Here is an 18,529-nt window from a genome sequence, read left to right as displayed (position 1 = left end):
GCAATCGCCGCTACAGTAAGCGGCAAGGGATTATCGGGCGGTGGCAACACTGCCCGTCTGCTTTTTAAATGAATACTCTGGAGAAACCCAATGTCTGACGGCTGGAATATCGCTCTGCTTGGCGCCACTGGCGCGGTAGGTGAAGCGTTGCTGGAATTATTACAGGAACGCCAGTTCCCGGTGGGCGAACTCTATCCTTTGGCCAGTGAACGCGGCGCCGGGGCAACGGTACGCTTCAACGGCAAGTCGGTGCTGGTGCAAAAAGCGGAAGAATTCGACTGGTCGCAGGCGCAACTGGCGTTCTTTGTCGCCGGTACAGAGGCGGCGGCCCGCTATGCGGAAGAAGCCGGCAACATGGGTTGCCTGGTGATCGACACCAGCGGCCTGTTTGCGCTGGAGCCGGACATCCCCCTGGTGGTACCTGGCGTGAACCCGCAGGTGCTGGCCGACTACCGCAACCGTAATATTGTCGCCGTGGCCGACAGCATGGTCAGCCAACTGCTGACGGCGATCAAACCCTTGACCGAACAGGCCGGGCTTTCCCGTCTGCACGTCACCACCCTGATGTCGGTATCGGCACGCGGCAAAGTGGCGGTGGACGATCTGGCCGGCCAGAGTGCGCGCTTGCTGAACGGCATTCCGGCTGAACCGGGCGTTTTTGCCAAGCAACTGGCGTTCAACCTGTTACCGTTGTTGGCCGACGAGCAGGGCAGCGTGCGCGAAGAACGTTTGATTGTCGATCAGGTGCGCAAAGTCTTGCAGGACGAAGGGCTGCCGATTTCCGTGAGCTGCGTGCAGTCGCCGGTGTTTTACGGCCACGCGCAAGTGGTTCACCTGGAAGCGCTGCGCCCGATGTCTGCCGAAGAGGCGCGCAGCGAGCTGGAGCAGGTGGATGATATCCAACTGAGCGAAGAAGACGACTACCCGACTCAGGTAACGGAAGCGTCCGGCAGCGATGCGTTAAGCGTCGGCTGCTTGCGCAATGACTACGGCATTCCTGAAATCCTGCAGTTCTGGTCGGTGGCGGACAACGTGCGCTTCGGCGGCGCGCTGATGGCGATCGAAACCGCAGAGCGTCTGGTGCAGGAGCAGATGTACTGATGTCTGAAGTTGTCTTGCCCACCCAGCCGAAGTTAAAAATCGCGCTGGGGATTGAATATGACGGCAGCCGTTATTACGGCTGGCAGCGTCAGCAGGAAGTCGCCAGCGTGCAGGCCTGTCTGGAACAGGCGTTGAGCAAGGTGGCGAATGCGCCGATAGCCGTATTGTGCGCCGGACGTACCGACGCCGGCGTGCACGCTACCGGCCAGGTGGTGCATTTTGAAACCACCGCGCAGCGCAAGGACGCGGCCTGGACGATGGGGGTAAATACCCATCTGCCGCCGGATATTGCCGTGCGTTGGGTGACCGGCGTGGCCGAGGATTTCCATGCGCGCTTTAGCGCCACCGCGCGTCGCTACCGCTACATCATCTACAACCACCGCTACCGCCCGGCGGTGTTGCAGCAGGGGATGACCCATTTTTATCACCCGCTGGATGCCGAACGGATGGAAAGGGCGGCGCAGGCGCTGCTGGGCGAGAACGATTTCACGTCGTTCCGCGCCGTGCAATGTCAGTCGCGCACGCCATGGCGTAACGTAAAACACGTTAAGGTTACGCGCTACGGCGAGTATATCGTGGTAGATATTAAGGCGAATGCCTTTGTGCACCATATGGTGCGCAATATTGTCGGCAGCCTGATGGAAATCGGCTGCGGCAATCAGGATGAGAACTGGATGGCCGAACTGCTGGCGCTGAAGGATCGGAATCTGGCTGCGGCGACGGCACGGGCCGAAGGGTTGTATCTGGTTTCCGTCGATTACCCTGAGCATTTTGGTCTGCCCCGGCCGCCGATGGGGCCGTTGTTTTTACCCGACGATTAAACAATTGTACCCTATGAATTTCGAGTTGCGGCTAGGCGCCCAGCTCACTCATCCATGCGCTTACTTTAGTAAGTAACTGAGGTGAGTAAGTGCAGGTAACAACGCTGCAGCTTGAAAGGCGACGGGTATAGACGCCGGCGCGACCGACGCGTTGTTCCCTTGTGCATCTGCCGGGTGGGTGAGACACCCGGTAAAAAGAGAGAACCTATGGACATCATCAAGTTTGTGATTGATTTTATTCTGCATATTGACGTACATCTGGCCGAACTGGTCGCGCAATACGGCATGTGGGTCTATGCCATTTTGTTCCTGATCCTGTTTTGCGAAACCGGGCTGGTGGTCACGCCTTTCCTGCCGGGGGATTCTTTGCTGTTTGTCGCCGGCGCGCTGGCGGCACTGCCGACGAACGATCTGAATGTGCATACCATGGTTGCGCTGATGGTAGGGGCTGCGATCCTCGGTGACGCGGTGAACTATACTATTGGCCGGCTGTTTGGCGATAAGTTGTTCAGTAACCCGAATTCGAAAATTTTCCGCCGCAGCTATCTGGATAAAACCCATCAGTTTTATGAAAAACACGGTGGGAAAACGATTATTTTGGCGCGATTTGTGCCGATCGTGCGCACATTTGCGCCGTTCGTCGCCGGTATGGGGAAAATGTCCTACCGTCATTTTGCTGCCTACAACGTGATTGGCGCGCTGGTTTGGGTGCTGCTCTTCACTTATGCTGGCTACCTTTTCGGTGATTTGCCGATCGTGCAGGAAAACCTGAAACTGTTGATCGTGGCGATCATCCTGGTTTCAATTTTGCCGGGCATCATTGAAATCTGGCGCCATAAGCGCGCGGCTGCCCGCCAGCAAAAACAGTAAAAACATCGCTTAACCTGTCGGTTCGACCAGTTTTTTATCCACAGTGTCGGGTCGATATGGTTTAATGAGCGACATTTATGGTCTGTTCTCGCGAACAAGCCCTGAAGCCAGTGCCTCGGTCACGCGTTTGTCGCGTTTTGCTCAGGCACTTTTTCATTGGGTCTGTCTGCGGGGGGATTGTTAAAGCATGAACAGCGGACGGGTGTCCGTCAGGTTCAAACAGAAAGGTCATCGATGAGCTGGATTGAACGAATTCTTAACAAGAGCAATATTACACAAACCCGTAAGGCGAGCATTCCTGAAGGGGTCTGGACCAAATGTGACAGCTGCGGTCAGGTTCTCTATCGCGCCGAGCTGGAACGTAATCTGGAAGTGTGTCCTAAGTGCGACCACCACATGCGCATGACTGCGCGCATGCGCCTGCATACCCTGCTTGACGAGGGCAGTGAGGTAGAACTGGGCAGCGAACTGGAGCCGAAAGACGTTCTGAAGTTCAAGGATTCCAAAAAGTATAAAGATCGCCTGGTTGCGGCACAAAAAGCGACCGGCGAGAAAGATGCGTTGGTCGTCATGAAAGGTACGCTGTACGGCATGCCGATTGTCGCCGTTTCTTTCGAATTCGCCTTTATCGGCGGTTCCATGTCTTCCGTGGTCGGTGCGCGTTTCGTGCGCGCGGTTGAACAGGCGCTGGAAGACAACTGCCCGCTGGTGTGTTTCTCAGCCAGTGGCGGTGCGCGTATGCAGGAAGCGCTGATGTCGCTGATGCAGATGGCGAAGACCAGCGCAGCGCTGGCGAAACTGCAGGAACGCGGGTTGCCGTACATTTCGGTGCTGACCGATCCGACCATGGGCGGCGTTTCCGCCAGTCTGGCGATGCTGGGCGATATCAATATCGCCGAGCCGAAAGCGTTGATCGGCTTTGCCGGCCCGCGTGTTATCGAGCAGACCGTGCGTGAAAAACTGCCGCCGGGCTTCCAGCGCAGCGAGTTTCTGATTGAAAAAGGCGCCATCGACATGATCGTGCGTCGCCCGGAAATGCGCCGTACTCTGGCGAGTATCCTTTCCAAGCTGACCAACCAGCCGCAGCCGCATTTCGATGAGGCAGAACCGGTAGTCGCACAGGAAAATCAGGCCGACGCCTGAGGCAGAAAAGTCCCCCGCGCAGGCACAAGCCCACGCGGGGTTCAGCCGCCATTTTGTGGCTAAGTGCCGGCTGATATGCCCTAATGAATTTCACGTTGCAGTCAACCCGCTGTAGCTTGAAAGGTGACGGGTGTTACGGAGAGCATCGCCTTTACCGCGGTGAGGGGGGTGCCCTGATGGATCAATGAACCCAATCAGTGATGGGACTCATGCAAAACCACCAAATTCCCCAAGCCACGTCGCCATTGAGCTCGTGGCTTTATTATCTTGAACGTCTGCACAGCCAGGCGATCGAGCTTGGCCTGGAACGCGTACAGCGCGTTGCGGCGCATCTTGATTTACTCACCCCCGCACCGACGGTGTTCACCGTTGCCGGCACCAACGGCAAAGGCACGACTTGCCGGACTCTGGAAGCCATTCTGATGGCGGCTGGTCTGCGCGTTGGCGTTTACAGCTCGCCGCACCTGGTGCGTTATACCGAGCGGGTACGCATTCAGGGCGATGAGCTGAGCGAGGCGGAGCATAGCCGTTCGTTCGCCGCCATTGAGGCGGGCCGGGGTGAAACCTCATTGACCTATTTCGAATTTGGCACTCTGTCGGCGCTGCAACTGTTCAAACAGGCTAAGCTTGACGTGGTGATCCTGGAAGTTGGCCTTGGCGGCCGTCTGGATGCGACCAATATCGTCGACCCGAGCGTGGCTGTGGTCACCAGCATCGCGCTGGATCATACCGACTGGCTGGGCAACGATCGCGAAAGCATCGGTCGCGAGAAGGCCGGAATCTTCCGCGGCGGCAAGCCGGCCGTGGTAGGCGAGCCGGATATGCCGGCCACCATCCGCGAGGTGGCGGAAAAACTGGGGGCGACGCTGTATCGTCGTGGCGAAGCCTGGACTTTCAGCGAACAGGGCGAACGCTGGCAGTGGGAAGGCGGCGGCACGCTGCTGACCGACCTGCCGATGCCCAACGTCCCGCTAGCCAATGCTGCGACCGCGCTGGCGGCGTTGCACTATTCCGCGTTGGAAATCGATGAACGGGCGATCTTCGCCGGCCTGCAGCAGGCGACGTTGCCTGGGCGCTTCCAGATTGTGCGACAGGACCCGATGCTGATCCTCGACGTGGCACACAACCCGCACGCCGCAGGCTATCTGGCCGGGCGTCTGGCGAAGCTGCCGCGCAAGGGCGGCAAAGTGCGCGCCGTGGTGGGTATGCTGTCGGATAAAGACATCGCCGGCACGTTGGCTTGCCTGAGCGAACAGGTGGATGAATGGTATTGCGCGCCGCTGGAAGGGCCGCGTGGTGCCAGCGTTGAATCACTGGCGCAACATTTGACGGAACCGCGGCAGTTTGCCGATGTCGAAACTGCCTGGCGTCAGGCTATGCAGGACGCTGATATTCAGGATATTGTGATCGTCTGTGGATCGTTCCACACCGTTGCGCACGTGATGGCGGCGTTAGACGAGATGCGGGGAGTGTGAGTGGCAAGCAAATTTCAAAACCGATTGGTAGGAACCGTCATTCTGGTCGCTCTGGGGGTCATTATCCTGCCAGGGCTGCTGGATGGAAAAAAGAAACATTACGAGGATGAGTTCGCGGCCATTCCCCTGGTGCCAAAACCGGGTGACGTGGAAGAGAACGACGCGGTGCCGCCGGTAACCCAGTCTTTACCGGCGCAGCCGCCGGAAGGGGCGGGCGCGTTGGTTGAGCAGCAGGCGGCGAATGAAGCGGCCTCGCAGCAGGCCGCACGCCAGACGGCGCAACAGCCGGTTCAGGTTGCGCCGCCGGTCGAAACTCGCCCGGTACAGCAACCCAAGCCGAAACCGGTCGAAACCAAACCGGTTGAAACCAAGCCGGTGGAAGTGAAGCCGAAACCGGTGCAGCAGCCGAAACCTGTCGTTCAGCCGAAGCCTGAGGTTGTCCCGGAAGTTAAACCGGAACCCAAACCTGAGCCGAAGCCAGAACCTAAGCCGGAGTCGAAACCGGCTGCGGAAGAGAAAGCGCCGGCAGGGCAGGCTTATGTGGTGCAACTGGGTGCGCTGAAGAACGCCGCCAAGGTGAATGAGGTCGTGGCGTCGCTCAGGCTGTCCGGCTATCGCGCCTTCACCGTGCCGTCAACGCCGGTACAGGGGCAAATCACCCGGATCTACGTTGGTCCGGACGCGTCAAAACAGAAGCTGCAGTCTTCGCTGTCTGCGCTGAACTCCATCAGCGGTTTGAGCGGCCAGGTGAAGCCCTACGGCGCACGTTGACAGGACAGGGGCACAGCATGCTGTGCCCCTGAATCGATGAGTGCCGGTGTAATCACTATTGAAAATGTGCCTTTCACAGGCAATACGGCCTATGTGGGCGCGGCGATTGAGAATTTTTTTATCGCCGTTTTTTATTTGTTGCGCGCTGGGAAATCCCCTACGCAAACGTTTTCTTTTTCTGTTAGAATTCGCCGCGAATTGGATGCAGGGGCGATTCATCATTGGAATAGTTCATGGTCTGGATTGATTACGTCATTATAGCGGTGATTGGATTTTCGGCTCTGGTGAGCCTGATCCGAGGGTTTGTTCGCGAAGCATTGTCACTTGTGACATGGGGATGTGCGTTTTTTGTTGCCAGCCATTTCTACTCTTACCTTGCGGTCTACTTCACTCGTTTTGAAGATGAACTGGTGCGAAACGGCATCGCGATTGCCATCTTGTTTATCGCGACCCTGATCGTAGGAGCCATTGTCAACTATGTGATTAGCTCTCTGGTAGAGAAAACCGGGTTATCAGGCACCGACCGGGTGCTGGGCGTCTGTTTCGGCGCACTGCGCGGCGTGTTGATCGTTTCGGCGATACTGTTTTTCCTGGATACCTTTACCGGCTTTTCGCAAAGTGACGACTGGAAACAGTCACAGCTCATTCCCCAGTTCAGTTATATCATCAGGTGGTTCTTTGACTACCTGCAGAGCACGTCGAGTTTCTTACCGACCCATTTACCGGGGCGGTAGCGCTGATGAGGAAAAGACAACATGTGCGGTATTGTCGGTATCGCCGGTTTTATGCCGGTAAACCAGTCGATTTATGATGCGTTGATGGTGCTTCAGCACCGTGGCCAGGATGCCGCAGGCATCGTCACCATAGATGCCCATAACGGGTTCCGTCTGCGTAAGGCAAATGGTCTGGTGAAGGATGTGTTTGAGGCACGCCATATGCAGCGCTTGCAGGGCAACATGGGTATTGGCCATGTGCGCTACCCGACGGCTGGCAGCTCCAGTGCCTCAGAGGCTCAACCATTTTATGTAAACTCTCCGTTCGGCCTTACGCTGGCCCACAACGGCAACCTGACCAACGCCCATGAGCTGCGCCAAAAGCTGTTTGAAAGCGGCCGCCGCCATGTCAACACCACCTCCGATTCCGAGATCCTGCTGAACGTTCTGGCCAGTGAGCTGGACCGTTTCCAGGACTATCCGCTGGAGTCAGACAACATCTTTACCGCCGTTGCCGCCATGCATCAGCAACTGCGCGGTGCCTACGCCTGCGTGGCGATGATCATCGGCCATGGTCTGCTGGCGTTCCGCGACCCGAACGGCATTCGCCCGCTGGTGATCGGCAAACGCCAGCTTGAAGACGGTCGCTGCGAGTATATGGTGGCCTCCGAGAGCGTGGCGCTGGATACTCTGGGCTTTGAGTTCCTGCGCGACGTGGCGCCGGGCGAAGCGGTGTACATCACCGAGAAGGGCCAACTGTTCACCCGCCAGTGCGCAGAGAACCCGAAAACCAACCCGTGCCTGTTCGAATACGTCTACTTCGCCCGTCCAGACTCCTTTATGGACAAGATTTCGGTCTACAGCGCTCGTGTACGCATGGGGCAGAAGCTGGGCGAGAAGATTGCTCGCGAGTGGGAAGATTTGGACATCGACGTGGTGATCCCGATCCCGGAAACCTCCTGCGATATCGCATTGGAAATCGCGCGTATCCTGGATAAGCCGTATCGCCAGGGCTTTGTGAAGAACCGCTATGTTGGCCGTACCTTCATCATGCCGGGCCAGCAAGCGCGCCGTAAGTCGGTACGTCGCAAGCTGAACGCCAACCGCGCCGAGTTCCGCGACAAGAACGTGTTGCTGGTGGATGACTCCATCGTGCGCGGTACCACGTCCGAGCAGATCGTTGAGATGGCGCGTGACGCCGGGGCGAAACGCGTTTATTTGGCTTCCGCTGCGCCGGAAATTCGTTTCCCGAACGTGTACGGCATTGATATGCCAAGCGCCAACGAACTGATTGCCCACGGCCGTGAAGTGGATGAAATCCGCCAGATCATCGGTGCCGACGGTCTGATCTTCCAGGATTTGAACGATCTGATCGAAGCGGTGCGTGAAGAGAACCCGGACATCAGCCAGTTCGAATGCTCGGTGTTTAACGGTATCTATGTCACCAAAGACGTAGACCAGAGCTACCTCGAGTATCTGGAATCGCTGCGTAACGACGACGCCAAGGCGATGCGTGGCCAGACCGAAGCAGAAAATCTGGAAATGCATAACGAAGGTTAAGCCTCTGCGCTAGCCAAAAAGGTGCACCGCGGCGTTTGTCGCGGTGCATTATCCTCCCCCGACTTGCTTATGCTCCGCCATTCCGGCAAAGTCTGCCTGATCCTTCTTTCTCTTCGGCAGAGGCCAGCTTTATGAAACGACTCATCATCGGTATTTCCGGCGCCAGCGGCGCAATCTATGGCGTGCGCCTGTTGCAGGCATTGCATGACGTCGCAGAGGTGGAAACCCATTTGGTGATGAGCAACGCGGCGCGGCAGACGCTGTCGCTGGAAACCGAGCTCGGTCTGCGTGAAGTGCAGGCGCTGGCCGACGTGGTGCATGATGCGCGCGACATCGGTGCCAGCATCTCTTCCGGTTCGTTCAAAACCCTGGGTATGGTAATTTTACCTTGCTCAATCAAGACTTTATCCGGCATTGCCAACAGTTATAGCGACAGCCTGCTGACGCGCGCCGCCGATGTGGTACTGAAGGAACGCCGCCGGTTGGTGTTGTGCGTGCGTGAAACCCCGTTGCATATAGGCCATTTGCGCCTGATGACGCAGGCGGCGGAAATGGGCGCGGTGATCATGCCGCCGGTACCGGCGTTTTATCACCAACCGAAAAGCGTCGATGACATCATCGATCAAACCGTGAATCGGGTGGTCGATCAGTTCGACATTGAATTACCGAAAGATTTGTTCACCCGTTGGCAAGGCTCCAATTAACAAATTTATCCCCAATTTGGCACATTTGTGCAACACCGCACTGAATTAGGGCGGCACATGCACCATAATGATCCCACTCCATCACGCTCACTGTTTCAAGGCTCTGGCATTTTGCCCTTGCCCGTGACGCGGCCCTGACTGGCCGATTTATTTTTGCGGTTATCGTCCCAGGAAACAGTTTTGTGAAGGCCGGAGCCGTTCCCTCCGCCTACAGCAACAAATATGGCACGATTACTGCAAATTGATTTGGTGGGAAAGTAATGCCCGCAGTGGCATCAAAAAAATCAATTTGAGGGTAATTTATGAAAAAGCTGGTTAAGGTTCTTCCTTTAGTCTTGGCTTTGAGCGCGGTAAGCGGCGCATTTGCCGCAGTACCATCAACGCTGAAGATAGGTACCGATCCGACCTATGCACCATTTGAATCCAAAAACGCCAAAGGTGAGTTGGTCGGCTTTGATATCGATCTGGCCAAAGAGCTGTGCAAACGCATAAATACCCAATGTACCTTTGTGGAAAGCGATTTTGACGCGCTGATCCCCTCTCTGAAGGCGAAGAAAATTGACGCCATCATCTCTTCATTGTCGATCACCGAAAAACGCCAGCAGGAAATTGCCTTTACCGACAAGCTGTACGCCGCTAACGCCCGTCTGATCGCGCCGAAAGGCTCTAAGCTGCTGCCAACCGTGGACGCGCTGAAAGGCAAGAGCGTGGGCGTGCTGCAGGGCACCACTCAGGAAGCCTATGCGAACGCCATGTGGCAGCCTAAGGGCATCACCGTGGTGCCTTACCAGAACCAGGACCTGGTGTATGCCGATCTGGCATCCGGCCGCATTGATGCCGCCTTCCAGGATGAAGTGGCGGGCAGCGACGGTTTCCTGAAGCAGCCTCCGGGCAAGGATTATGCTTTCGCCGGCGAATCGGTGAAGGATGACAAGTTCTTTGGCGTGGGTACCGGCATGGGGCTGCGCAAGACCGATACCGAGCTGAAGGCGGCGCTGGATAAAGCCTTTGCCGACATGCGCAAAGACGGCACTTACGACAAGTTTGCGAAAAAATACTTCGATTTTGACGTCTACGGCGGTTAATCCCACGTACCGTTCCATGGTGTGACTACGGGGTCAGTTCGCTGGCCCCGATGGTTCGGGCTCCAATGACGACAGGGTGAAGTAGATGCTGCAAGGCTATTCCCAACTGATATTTGAGGGTGCTCTGGTGACGCTGGAGTTGGCCCTCAGTTCCGTACTGCTGGCGCTGGTGATTGGTTTGATCGGCGCCGGTGGCAAGCTTTCCCATAACCGCCTGCTTTCTACGTTGTTTGGCGCCTATACCACGCTGATCCGCGGCGTGCCTGATTTGGTGCTGATGCTGCTGATTTTCTACGGCCTGCAGATTGCGCTGAACAACCTCACAGAACTGCTCGGTTTTTCGCAAATTGATATCGATCCGCTCAGCGCGGGGATTATCACCCTCGGCTTTATCTATGGTGCCTATTTCACGGAAACCTTTCGCGGCGCTTATATGGCGGTGCCGAAGGGGCAAATCGAGGCGGCTACCGCCTACGGTTTCTCCGGCTCACAGATTTTCCGCCGCATATTGTTCCCTGCGATGATGCGTTTTGCCCTGCCGGGCATCGGCAACAACTGGCAGGTGATCCTCAAGGCGACGGCGCTGGTGTCGATTCTGGGTTTGAACGACGTGGTGAAAGCCACTCAACTGGCCGGCAAAGGCACCTACCAACCCTTCTTCTTTGCGATAGTGGCCGGTGTGGTTTATCTGGTTTTTACCACCGTTTCCAATGGCGTGTTGTTGTGGCTTGAACGGCGTTATTCATTGGGCGTCAAGAGGGCCGAATTATGATCGAGATTTTGCAACAGTATTGGCAATCGCTGCTGTGGAGCGACGGTTATCGTTTCACCGGTGTGGCGGTCACGCTGTGGCTGCTGATCTCATCGGTGGTGATGGGGGGCTTGCTGGCGATACCGATGGCGGTGGCGCGCGTTTCCTCAATCACCTGGGTGCGTTTTCCGGTGTGGCTCTACACCTACATATTCCGCGGCACGCCGCTGTATGTGCAGCTGTTGGTGTTTTATTCGGGGATGTACAGCCTGGAGATCGTGCGGGGTACGGATTTCCTCAACGCCTTCTTCCGCAGCGGGCTTAACTGCACCATTTTGGCGCTGACGCTGAATACCTGCGCCTACACCACCGAGATCTTCGCCGGGGCGATCCGCGCGGTGCCGCACGGTGAAATTGAGGCGGGCAGTGCCTATGGTTTCTCTCGCTTCAAAATGTACCGCTGTATCATTCTGCCTTCGGCGCTGCGTACCGCACTGCCGGCTTACAGCAACGAAGTGATCCTGATGCTGCACTCCACCGCGCTGGCATTTACCGCCACCGTGCCGGATCTGTTGAAGATAGCGCGAGATATCAACGCGGCGACCTATCAGCCGTTCTATGCCTTTGGCATCGCGGCGGTGCTGTATCTGGCGATCTCCTACGTGTTGATCAGCCTGTTCCGTAAGGCCGAAAAACGCTGGATGGCGCACGTTAATCACTGATAATGACGGGGAAAAACCATGTCTGAAAATAAATTAGCCGTCACTGAACTGCATAAGCGTTATGGCGAACACGAAGTACTGAAAGGTGTGTCACTGGCGGCGAATGCAGGGGATGTGATTAGCATCATTGGATCTTCGGGGTCCGGTAAAAGCACCTTTTTGCGCTGCATTAACTTCCTGGAGAAACCAAGCGAAGGCTCCATCAGCCTGAACAATGAAGATATCCGCATGGTGCGCGACAAAGACGGCCAACTGAAGGTGTTTGACAAGAAACAGCTGCAATTGCTGCGCACTCGTCTGACCATGGTATTCCAGCACTTTAACCTGTGGAGCCACATGACGGTGTTGGAGAACGTGATGGAAGCGCCGGTGCAGGTGCTGGGGTTGAGCAAGGCCGAAGCGCGCGAGCGCGCAGTGCGCTATCTGGACAAGGTGGGTATCGACGAACGCGCGCGTGGCAAATACCCGGTGCATCTGTCGGGTGGCCAGCAGCAGCGTGTTTCCATTGCCCGTGCGTTGGCGATGGAGCCGGAGGTGCTGTTGTTCGATGAACCTACGTCGGCACTGGATCCGGAACTGGTGGGCGAAGTGCTGCGTATCATGCAGAAGCTGGCCGAAGAGGGGAAAACCATGGTGGTGGTGACGCACGAGATGGAGTTTGCGCGCCATGTTTCAAGCCACGTGATTTTCCTGCATAAGGGGCTGATTGAAGAGCAGGGGCCACCGGCCGAGCTGTTTGGCAATCCAAAAAGCCCGCGTCTGCAGCAGTTCCTTTCCGGCGCTTTAAAATAACTCCTTGCCTGGGGCCGGTTCTGCCTGGCCCCGGCATTCCCCTCAGCGTTTGTCGTTTCGTTGATTGATAACGTCATCCAGCGCCTGCTCCAGCTCCAGAAAACGGAAACCGAAACCCGCCTCCTCCAGCCGCTTCGGCACCGCCCGTTGGCCGCCCAGGACCAACACCGCCGCTTCCCCCATCAGTAAACGCATGGCAAATGCGGGCACGCGCAAAAACGCCGGACGGTCGAGCACGTTGGCGAGTTGGGCTGCGAATTGCTCGTTATGTACCGGGTAGGGGGCGACCATATTGAAGGGCCCTTGCAGGGTAGCGTGTTCCAGCAAATAGAGAATGCCGTTGACCATGTCGTCCAGATGTATCCAGGGCAGATATTGGCGGCCATTGCCTATCGGCCCGCCCAGCCCCAGACGGAACGGCGGCAGCATTTTCGCCAGCGCTCCGCCTTTGCTTGCCAGCACCACGCCGGTGCGCAGCAGGCAGACACGGGTCGCGTCGCTTTGCGCTTGCAACGCCAGGGACTCCCACCGTTGGCAGAGTTGATGGGTGAATTCGTCATGCGGAGCTTCATCTTCGGTGACCACCGCCTGGCCTTGATCGCCATAGTAGCCGGCGGCGGAACCGGAAATCAGCACGCCGGGAGGCGAGCTGCCGGCGTTAATCAACGCCGCTAACCGCTCGGTCAGATCCCAACGGCTGTGACACAGGCGCTCTTTCTGCGCCTTGCTCCAGCGTTTATCGGCGATAGGCTCACCGGCCAGGTTGATCACGGCGTCAAAGCCATCCAGCGACGTTTGGTCCTGCAACGTTGACCAGTAGCTGACTTGTTCGCCAAACCCTTCACGCGCACGTTGTACGTCACGGGTCAGCACCGTGATGGAGTGGGACAGACTCAGCAGCCGCTGCGTCAGGCTGCTCCCTATCAATCCTGTGGCGCCGGTGATCAGGATCCGCATGGTCAACCTCCCTGATACGCTATTGTTTCAGCCCCGGCGATAACTCATGGTCATGGAAACCGAGTCGGCATAACGCAGGGCCAGTAGTTTATCGATCTCTACTTCAGCATAGGTTACCCAGGCATGTTCTTTCACGATATCGAGCACATCCTGAGTTAATTTTTCCAGCAGGGCGAAGCGGTTATCTTCAACGTGGCGGATGATCGCTTTGGTGATGGTGCGGTAGTTGAGCGCGTCGTCGATGTTTTCGCTATTGCGCGCCTTATCCGCCGGGTAGTGGATTGCCACGTTAATCAGGATGTCCTGACGGTTGTTGATTTCTTCTTCCTTGATACCGATGAAAGTACGCAACCGCAGATTTTTGATACGAATAATGGCGTCGGGTTGACTGAATGACATCAGAGAGTCTCCACAGGTCTGATTATTGGCGCTCAGAATACACGGAAAGTAGGGAAAAGATAACGAGCAGGGAGAAACTCCCCGGGGGCCGGGGAGTCGGGCGGTTAACCCTGCTCGGCCAGCTTATAGGCGCGCCCGGTCGCCGGGCGGTTGCTGATGCGTTCGAACCAGTTGCGCACCGCCGGATAATCCGCCAGATCGATGCGCTGGCGCGGATGCGAAACCACCCAGGGATAGGTGGCGATATCGGCGATACTGTAGTTGTCGCCGCCCAGATACGGGTGTTTTTGCAGCTCGGCTTCCAGCACGCCATACAGGCGCTTGGTTTCCAGATGGTAACGCTCGATGGCGTAAGGTACCGGCTGCGGCGCGTAATGGTTGAAATGGTGATTCTGCCCGAGCATGGGCCCAAAACCCGCCACCTGCCAGAACAGCCACTGTAGCGTGGCGGCGCGCTCGCGCAGCCCTTTGCTCAGCAATTTGCCGGTTTTCTCCGCCAGATACAGCAGGATTTCGCCGGATTCGAACAGGCTGATGGGCGCACAGCCGTCAACCGGTTGTTGATCGACAATCGCCGGGATTTTGTTGTTGGGTGAAATGCTCAGAAAGTCCGGCTTGAACTGGTCGCCGGCGCTGATATTTACGCGGTGGATACGGTAAGGTAAGCCAACCTCCTCCAGAAACAGGGTAATTTTGTGACCGTTGGGAGTAGGCGCGTAATACAGGTCAATCATGGTGCCTCCTGCGGTAAAGTGATCTGTAAGTCATTACACGTTGTCGCGGTCTTCGCCGCACAAAGGTACATCAGAGTTTCAACTATACCCATGAATTCCAAACTGCAGCTTGAAAGGCTGCGGGCATTAGGGTTACCAACAATAGCAGCTAAGAATAGCAGGCTATGTGAGATTCGTCTGATGCTATATCCGCAAGTCAGATCACAATTCACGGGCGGCGGGGAAGCGGGGAACAGGGGAACGGGCATTATCAGGCGGTGGTAAAGGCTTTCCCGATGTCGGCGCACCGGGAATAGCCGTTCAGGCAGGGGGCTTAACTCAGAAAATCCTCATGTTGGGGCGTAAAGGTGTCCAGCAGCGTACCGGTTTCCAGACAGACGCAGCCGGCCACCTGTAACGTCATCATTACCTCTGCGCCGCCGTTGCGGTAGAATAACGCTTATTCCCTTGTTAAAGACATGGTTATGAAGCTGATATTCGCCTCTGATTTACACGGCTCACTCCCCGCCACCGAAAGCGTATTGGATCGATTTGAACAAAGCGGTGCCGACTGGCTGATTCTTCTGGGCGATTTGCTGAATCATGGGCCGCGAAATGCGCTGCCGGCAGGTTATCAGCCCGCTCAGGTTGCTGAACAATTGAATCGCTATAGCGACAAGATCATCGCCGTTCGCGGCAACTGTGACAGCGAAGTTGATCAGATGTTGCTGTCGTTTCCCATCACCGCGTCCTGGCAGCAGGTGCTGTTGCAAAAAAGACGATTGTTTTTAACCCACGGTCACCTTTATCATCCCTCGGCACTGCCGCCGTTATCTTCCGGCGATGTCCTGGTCTATGGCCACAGTCATCTACCGCAGGCGGAGCGGCAGGGGGAGATTTACTGCTTTAATCCAGGCTCGGTCAGCATTCCTAAAGGGGGCTTTCCCGCCAGTTATGGCATACTGGAGGACGGCATTTTAAGCGTGGTCACACTGCAGAGCGGCAAGGCTGTTGCAGAGGTGGCGTTAACGCACTAATTTATACACACACAATAAAAATCTTTGAAAAACACTCATTGATTAACCAGTGCGCGGGATGCAACGCGCCAAAATAGAAGGTTTTAGAGGATGGCGGAACAGGGTCAGGCTGCAGATACCGAGTGGGTTGATATCGTCAACGAGCAAAACGAAGTGATTGCTCAATCAAGTCGCCAACAGATGCGTGCTCAACGGCTGCGTCATCGTGCTACCTATATTGTGGTGCATGATGGAATGGGTAAAATTCTGGTGCAGCGTCGCACCGACATTAAAGATTTCTATCCGGGCTGGCTGGACGCCACCGCGGGCGGAGTAGTGCAAAGCGGCGAGAATGTGCTGGATTCCGCGCGCCGCGAGGCGGAAGAGGAACTGGGTATTGCCGGCGTGCCTTTCGCCGAACATGGCCTGTTCTATTTCGAAGAAGAGCAGTGCCGGGTATGGGGCGCGCTGTTTAGCTGCGTGTCCCACGGGCCGTTCGCCCTGCAGGAAGAAGAAGTGGTTGAGGTGAGCTGGCTGACGCCGGAAGAGATCACCGCCCGCTGCGATGAGTTCACCCCGGATTCGCTGAAGGCGCTGTCGCTGTGGCTGACGCGCAACAACGAGCAGGCTTACGGTAAACCGCTACGCGACACCGACGAAAATGCCTGATTAGTCGGCAGGTTGCCAAAATGAAAAAGCCGGTCAATAAATTGACCGGCTTTTTTTATCCGATAACGCTGGGGTTATCAGGCTTTGGCAGCCGCATCAGCCTGTGCAGACTGAATGGCGGTCAGCGCCACGGTGTAAACGATATCGTCTACCAAGGCGCCACGTGACAGGTCGTTCACCGGCTTGCGCATGCCTTGCAGCATTGGCCCGATGGATACCAGGTCAGCAGAACGCTGTACCGCTTTATAGGTGGTGTTACCGGTGTTCAGATCCGGGAAGATGAACACGGTAGCCTGGCCGGCAACCGGCGAGTTCGGCGCTTTGGATTTCGCTACGTCAGCCATGATGGCGGCGTCGTACTGCAGCGGGCCGTCGATGATCAAGTCAGGGCGTTTTTCCTGAGCCAGACGGGTCGCTTCACGTACTTTCTCGACGTCGCTGCCCGCACCGGAGTTACCGGTAGAGTAGGAGATCATCGCCACGCGCGGCTCGATACCGAAGGCCGCGGCGGAGTCTGCCGACTGAATCGCGATTTCTGACAGCTGCTCGGCGGTCGGATCCGGGTTGATCGCGCAGTCGCCGTACACCAGAACCTGGTCAGGCAGCAGCATGAAGAACACGGAGGACACCAGCGAGCTGCCCGGTGCGGTTTTGATCAGCTGCAACGGTGGGCGGATGGTGTTGGCGGTGGTGTGAACCGCGCCGGAAACCAGGCCGTCGACTTCGCCTTTCTCCAGCATCAGGGTGCCGAGAACCACGTTATCTTCCAACTGCTCGCGCGCAACCACTTCGGTCATGCCCTTGCTCTTGCGCAGCTCAACCAGACGCGGCACGTATTGCTCGCGCACGACGACCGGATCAACGATTTCGATGCCTTTGCCCAGTTCAACGCCCTGAGCCGCAGCTACGCGCTGGATCTCTTCCGGGTTGCCCAGCAGGACGCATTCCGCGATACCGCGTTCGGCACAGATGGCTGCCGCTTTCACGGTGCGTGGCTCGTCGCCTTCCGGCAGGACGATACGTTTGCCGGCTTTACGCGCCAGCTCGGTCAGCTCGTAGCGGAATGCCGGTGGAGACAGACGACGTGAACGCTCGGAGGTGGCGGTCAGCGACTCGATCCACTCTGCGTTGATGTGGCTGGCCACGTAGTTCTGCACTTTCTCGATGCGCTGATGGTCGTCCGACGGCACTTCGAGGTTAAAGCTTTGCAGGCTGAGCGAAGTCTGCCAGGTGTTGGTGTCGACCATAAATACCGGCAGGCCGGTCTGGAAGGCGCGTTCACACAGCTTTTTGATCGGCGCGTCGATGGCATAACCGCCGGTCAGCAGAATGGCGCCGATTTCCACGCCGTTCATCGCCGCCAGACAGGCGGAAACCAGCACGTCAGGACGGTCTGCGGAGGTGACCAGCAGTGAGCCTGGGCGGAAGTGTTCCAGCATGTGCGGAATGCTGCGCGCACAGAAGGTCACGGACTTCACGCGGCGAGTCATGATGTCGCCTTCGTTGATCACGGTAGCTTTCAGGTGGCGGGCCATGTCGATGGCGCGAGTGGCGATCAGATCAAAGCTCCAGGGTACGCAGCCCAGCACCGGCAGCGGGCTGTTGGCAAACAGCTGCGCAGGATCAACGTTAGTCACGCTGGCTTTGGTGGAGTCGTCGAAGATCTCTGACAGGTCAGGACGGGTGCGGCCCTGTTCGTCGACCGGAGCGTTCAGTTTGTTGATGATGACGCCGGTGATGTTCTTGTTTTTGCTGCCGCCGAAGCTGCTGCGAGCCAGCTCAATGCGTTCTTTCAGCTGCGCCGGGGAATCGTTGCCCAGGGCCAGCACGAAGACGATTTCCGCATTCAGGGTTTTGGCGATTTCATAGTTCAGCGCATTGGCGAACTGGTGTTTACGGGTCGGCACCAGGCCTTCGATCAGCACCACTTCCGCGTCTTTGGTGTTCTCATGGTAGCGAGCCACGATCTCTTCCATCAGCACGTCTTGCTGGTTGGAGCTCAGCAGGCCCTCAACGTAGCTCATGCGCAGCGGTTCGGCCGCCGGAATGGTGGAGTTGCTGCGGATGATGGTGGTGGTCTGGTCGAGAGAGTCGCCGCCGGTGCGTGGCTGGGCGATAGGTTTGAACACGCTCAGACGAACGCCTTGTTGCTCCATGGAGCGGATGACACCCAGGCTGACGCTGGTCAGACCGACGCTGGTGCCAGTGGGGATCAACATAATTGTACGTGACACAGAATAGTCCTCTTCACGATTAACATGAGGCTA

General features: G+C 57.0%; 19 protein-coding genes and 1 pseudogene. 15 read left to right on the top strand and 5 right to left on the bottom strand.

All coding sequences use genetic code 11. From position 1 onward, the window contains the following. Nucleotides 1–90 precede the first annotated feature (90 nt). From D4100_RS12020 to hisP, 13 genes are all read left to right on the top strand, one after another. Nucleotides 91–1,101, top strand: a complete 1,011-nt coding sequence (locus D4100_RS12020) for an aspartate-semialdehyde dehydrogenase (RefSeq protein WP_065506373.1) — start codon at nt 91–93, stop codon at nt 1,099–1,101. Beyond that, entirely contained in the window at nt 1,101–1,922 is an 822-nt protein-coding gene (truA, locus tag D4100_RS12015) for a tRNA pseudouridine(38-40) synthase TruA (protein ID WP_065506372.1), read from the top strand. Before D4100_RS12020 ends, truA begins: the two co-directional genes overlap by 1 nt. 207 nt (nt 1,923–2,129) lie before the next feature. Beyond that, complete coding sequence (locus tag D4100_RS12010; protein ID WP_006317062.1) at nt 2,130–2,792, top strand: DedA family protein; 663 nt, start codon at nt 2,130–2,132, stop codon at nt 2,790–2,792. A 234-nt stretch (nt 2,793–3,026) separates the two neighbouring features. After that, nucleotides 3,027–3,935, top strand: a complete 909-nt coding sequence (accD, locus tag D4100_RS12000) for an acetyl-CoA carboxylase, carboxyltransferase subunit beta (RefSeq protein WP_006317060.1) — start codon at nt 3,027–3,029, stop codon at nt 3,933–3,935. Nucleotides 3,936–4,144: 209 nt separating this feature from the next. Further along, a complete protein-coding gene (gene folC / locus D4100_RS11995) occupies nt 4,145–5,410 on the top strand; it encodes a bifunctional tetrahydrofolate synthase/dihydrofolate synthase (RefSeq protein WP_006317059.1) in 1,266 nt (421 codons plus the stop codon). Then, nucleotides 5,411–6,181, top strand: coding sequence for a cell division protein DedD (dedD, locus tag D4100_RS11990; RefSeq protein ID WP_119804429.1), 771 nt, complete (start codon nt 5,411–5,413; stop codon nt 6,179–6,181). Between the two features lie 233 nt (nt 6,182–6,414). Then, nucleotides 6,415–6,915: a colicin V production protein gene (gene cvpA / locus D4100_RS11980; RefSeq protein ID WP_006317057.1), complete on the top strand. Its 501-nt coding sequence runs from the start codon at nt 6,415–6,417 to the stop codon at nt 6,913–6,915. A gap of 21 nt (nt 6,916–6,936) precedes the next feature. Continuing rightward, nucleotides 6,937–8,454 (top strand): amidophosphoribosyltransferase, encoded by a 1,518-nt coding sequence (purF, locus tag D4100_RS11975; protein ID WP_006317055.1) that lies wholly within the window; start codon nt 6,937–6,939, stop codon nt 8,452–8,454. Nucleotides 8,455–8,585: 131 nt separating this feature from the next. Continuing rightward, nucleotides 8,586–9,158, top strand: coding sequence for a UbiX family flavin prenyltransferase (locus tag D4100_RS11970; protein ID WP_006317053.1), 573 nt, complete (start codon nt 8,586–8,588; stop codon nt 9,156–9,158). 302 nt (nt 9,159–9,460) lie between these two features. After that, nucleotides 9,461–10,243, top strand: a complete 783-nt coding sequence (hisJ, locus tag D4100_RS11965; RefSeq protein ID WP_119804427.1) for a histidine ABC transporter substrate-binding protein HisJ — start codon at nt 9,461–9,463, stop codon at nt 10,241–10,243. A gap of 85 nt (nt 10,244–10,328) precedes the next feature. Further along, on the top strand, nt 10,329–11,015 hold the full coding sequence (locus tag D4100_RS11960; RefSeq protein ID WP_006317051.1) for a histidine ABC transporter permease HisQ: 687 nt from the start codon (nt 10,329–10,331) through the stop codon (nt 11,013–11,015). Continuing rightward, entirely contained in the window at nt 11,012–11,716 is a 705-nt protein-coding gene (locus tag D4100_RS11955; RefSeq protein ID WP_006317050.1) for an ABC transporter permease, read from the top strand. Before D4100_RS11960 ends, D4100_RS11955 begins: the two co-directional genes overlap by 4 nt. Before the next feature lie 18 nt (nt 11,717–11,734). After that, the gene (gene hisP / locus D4100_RS11950) at nt 11,735–12,508 is read left to right on the top strand and encodes a histidine ABC transporter ATP-binding protein HisP (RefSeq protein WP_006317049.1); all 774 of its coding nucleotides are present in this window, start codon (nt 11,735–11,737) and stop codon (nt 12,506–12,508) included. Between the two features lie 42 nt (nt 12,509–12,550). On the opposite strand, the gene D4100_RS11945 is transcribed toward hisP, so the two are convergent. From D4100_RS11945 to D4100_RS11930, 4 genes and pseudogenes are all read right to left on the bottom strand, one after another. Beyond that, nucleotides 12,551–13,465 (bottom strand): TIGR01777 family oxidoreductase, encoded by a 915-nt coding sequence (locus D4100_RS11945; protein WP_119804426.1) that lies wholly within the window; start codon nt 13,463–13,465, stop codon nt 12,551–12,553. A 27-nt stretch (nt 13,466–13,492) separates the two neighbouring features. After that, complete coding sequence (folX, locus tag D4100_RS11940) at nt 13,493–13,864, bottom strand: dihydroneopterin triphosphate 2'-epimerase (protein WP_006317046.1); 372 nt, start codon at nt 13,862–13,864, stop codon at nt 13,493–13,495. Between the two features lie 104 nt (nt 13,865–13,968). Further along, a complete protein-coding gene (gene yfcG, locus D4100_RS11935; RefSeq protein ID WP_119804425.1) occupies nt 13,969–14,598 on the bottom strand; it encodes a GSH-dependent disulfide bond oxidoreductase in 630 nt (209 codons plus the stop codon). A 313-nt stretch (nt 14,599–14,911) separates the two neighbouring features. Further along, nucleotides 14,912–14,989 (bottom strand): annotated as a pseudogene (locus D4100_RS11930) (cupin domain-containing protein); the annotation flags it as partial. A 73-nt stretch (nt 14,990–15,062) separates the two neighbouring features. Here D4100_RS11930 and yfcE point away from each other — a divergent pair. Together yfcE and yfcD are read left to right on the top strand one after the other, a co-directional pair. Next, nucleotides 15,063–15,614 carry a phosphodiesterase gene (gene yfcE / locus D4100_RS11925; protein ID WP_006317040.1) on the top strand — a complete coding sequence of 184 codons (552 nt, stop codon included), beginning with the start codon at nt 15,063–15,065 and terminating at the stop codon, nt 15,612–15,614. A 90-nt stretch (nt 15,615–15,704) separates the two neighbouring features. Then, a complete protein-coding gene (gene yfcD, locus D4100_RS11920) occupies nt 15,705–16,262 on the top strand; it encodes an NUDIX hydrolase YfcD (protein WP_004947308.1) in 558 nt (185 codons plus the stop codon). Nucleotides 16,263–16,339: 77 nt separating this feature from the next. Here yfcD and pta read toward each other — a convergent pair whose 3' ends face one another. Continuing rightward, a complete protein-coding gene (gene pta, locus D4100_RS11915) occupies nt 16,340–18,496 on the bottom strand; it encodes a phosphate acetyltransferase (RefSeq protein WP_119804424.1) in 2,157 nt (718 codons plus the stop codon). Nucleotides 18,497–18,529 lie beyond the last annotated feature (33 nt).

The sequence above is a fragment of the Serratia inhibens genome (assembly GCF_003591175.1).
In the GTDB taxonomy this organism is placed as follows: Bacteria; Pseudomonadota; Gammaproteobacteria; order Enterobacterales; family Enterobacteriaceae; genus Serratia; species Serratia inhibens.
This window is presented reverse-complemented; position numbering and strand designations above follow the sequence as displayed.

Bases quoted from the DNA above. Each gene is read 5' to 3' on its own strand.
- D4100_RS12020 (WP_065506373.1), top strand. From the start codon at position 91: ATGTCTGACGGCTGGAATATCGCTCTGCTTGGCGCCACTGGCGCGGTA.
- truA (WP_065506372.1), top strand. From the start codon at position 1,101: ATGTCTGAAGTTGTCTTGCCCACCCAGCCGAAGTTAAAAATCGCGCTG.
- D4100_RS12010 (WP_006317062.1), top strand. From the start codon at position 2,130: ATGGACATCATCAAGTTTGTGATTGATTTTATTCTGCATATTGACGTA.
- accD (WP_006317060.1), top strand. From the start codon at position 3,027: ATGAGCTGGATTGAACGAATTCTTAACAAGAGCAATATTACACAAACC.
- folC (WP_006317059.1), top strand. From the start codon at position 4,145: ATGCAAAACCACCAAATTCCCCAAGCCACGTCGCCATTGAGCTCGTGG.
- cvpA (WP_006317057.1), top strand. From the start codon at position 6,415: ATGGTCTGGATTGATTACGTCATTATAGCGGTGATTGGATTTTCGGCT.
- purF (WP_006317055.1), top strand. From the start codon at position 6,937: ATGTGCGGTATTGTCGGTATCGCCGGTTTTATGCCGGTAAACCAGTCG.
- D4100_RS11970 (WP_006317053.1), top strand. From the start codon at position 8,586: ATGAAACGACTCATCATCGGTATTTCCGGCGCCAGCGGCGCAATCTAT.
- hisJ (WP_119804427.1), top strand. From the start codon at position 9,461: ATGAAAAAGCTGGTTAAGGTTCTTCCTTTAGTCTTGGCTTTGAGCGCG.
- D4100_RS11960 (WP_006317051.1), top strand. From the start codon at position 10,329: ATGCTGCAAGGCTATTCCCAACTGATATTTGAGGGTGCTCTGGTGACG.
- D4100_RS11955 (WP_006317050.1), top strand. From the start codon at position 11,012: ATGATCGAGATTTTGCAACAGTATTGGCAATCGCTGCTGTGGAGCGAC.
- hisP (WP_006317049.1), top strand. From the start codon at position 11,735: ATGTCTGAAAATAAATTAGCCGTCACTGAACTGCATAAGCGTTATGGC.
- D4100_RS11945 (WP_119804426.1), bottom strand. From the start codon at position 13,465: ATGCGGATCCTGATCACCGGCGCCACAGGATTGATAGGGAGCAGCCTG.
- folX (WP_006317046.1), bottom strand. From the start codon at position 13,864: ATGTCATTCAGTCAACCCGACGCCATTATTCGTATCAAAAATCTGCGG.
- yfcG (WP_119804425.1), bottom strand. From the start codon at position 14,598: ATGATTGACCTGTATTACGCGCCTACTCCCAACGGTCACAAAATTACC.
- yfcE (WP_006317040.1), top strand. From the start codon at position 15,063: ATGAAGCTGATATTCGCCTCTGATTTACACGGCTCACTCCCCGCCACC.
- yfcD (WP_004947308.1), top strand. From the start codon at position 15,705: ATGGCGGAACAGGGTCAGGCTGCAGATACCGAGTGGGTTGATATCGTC.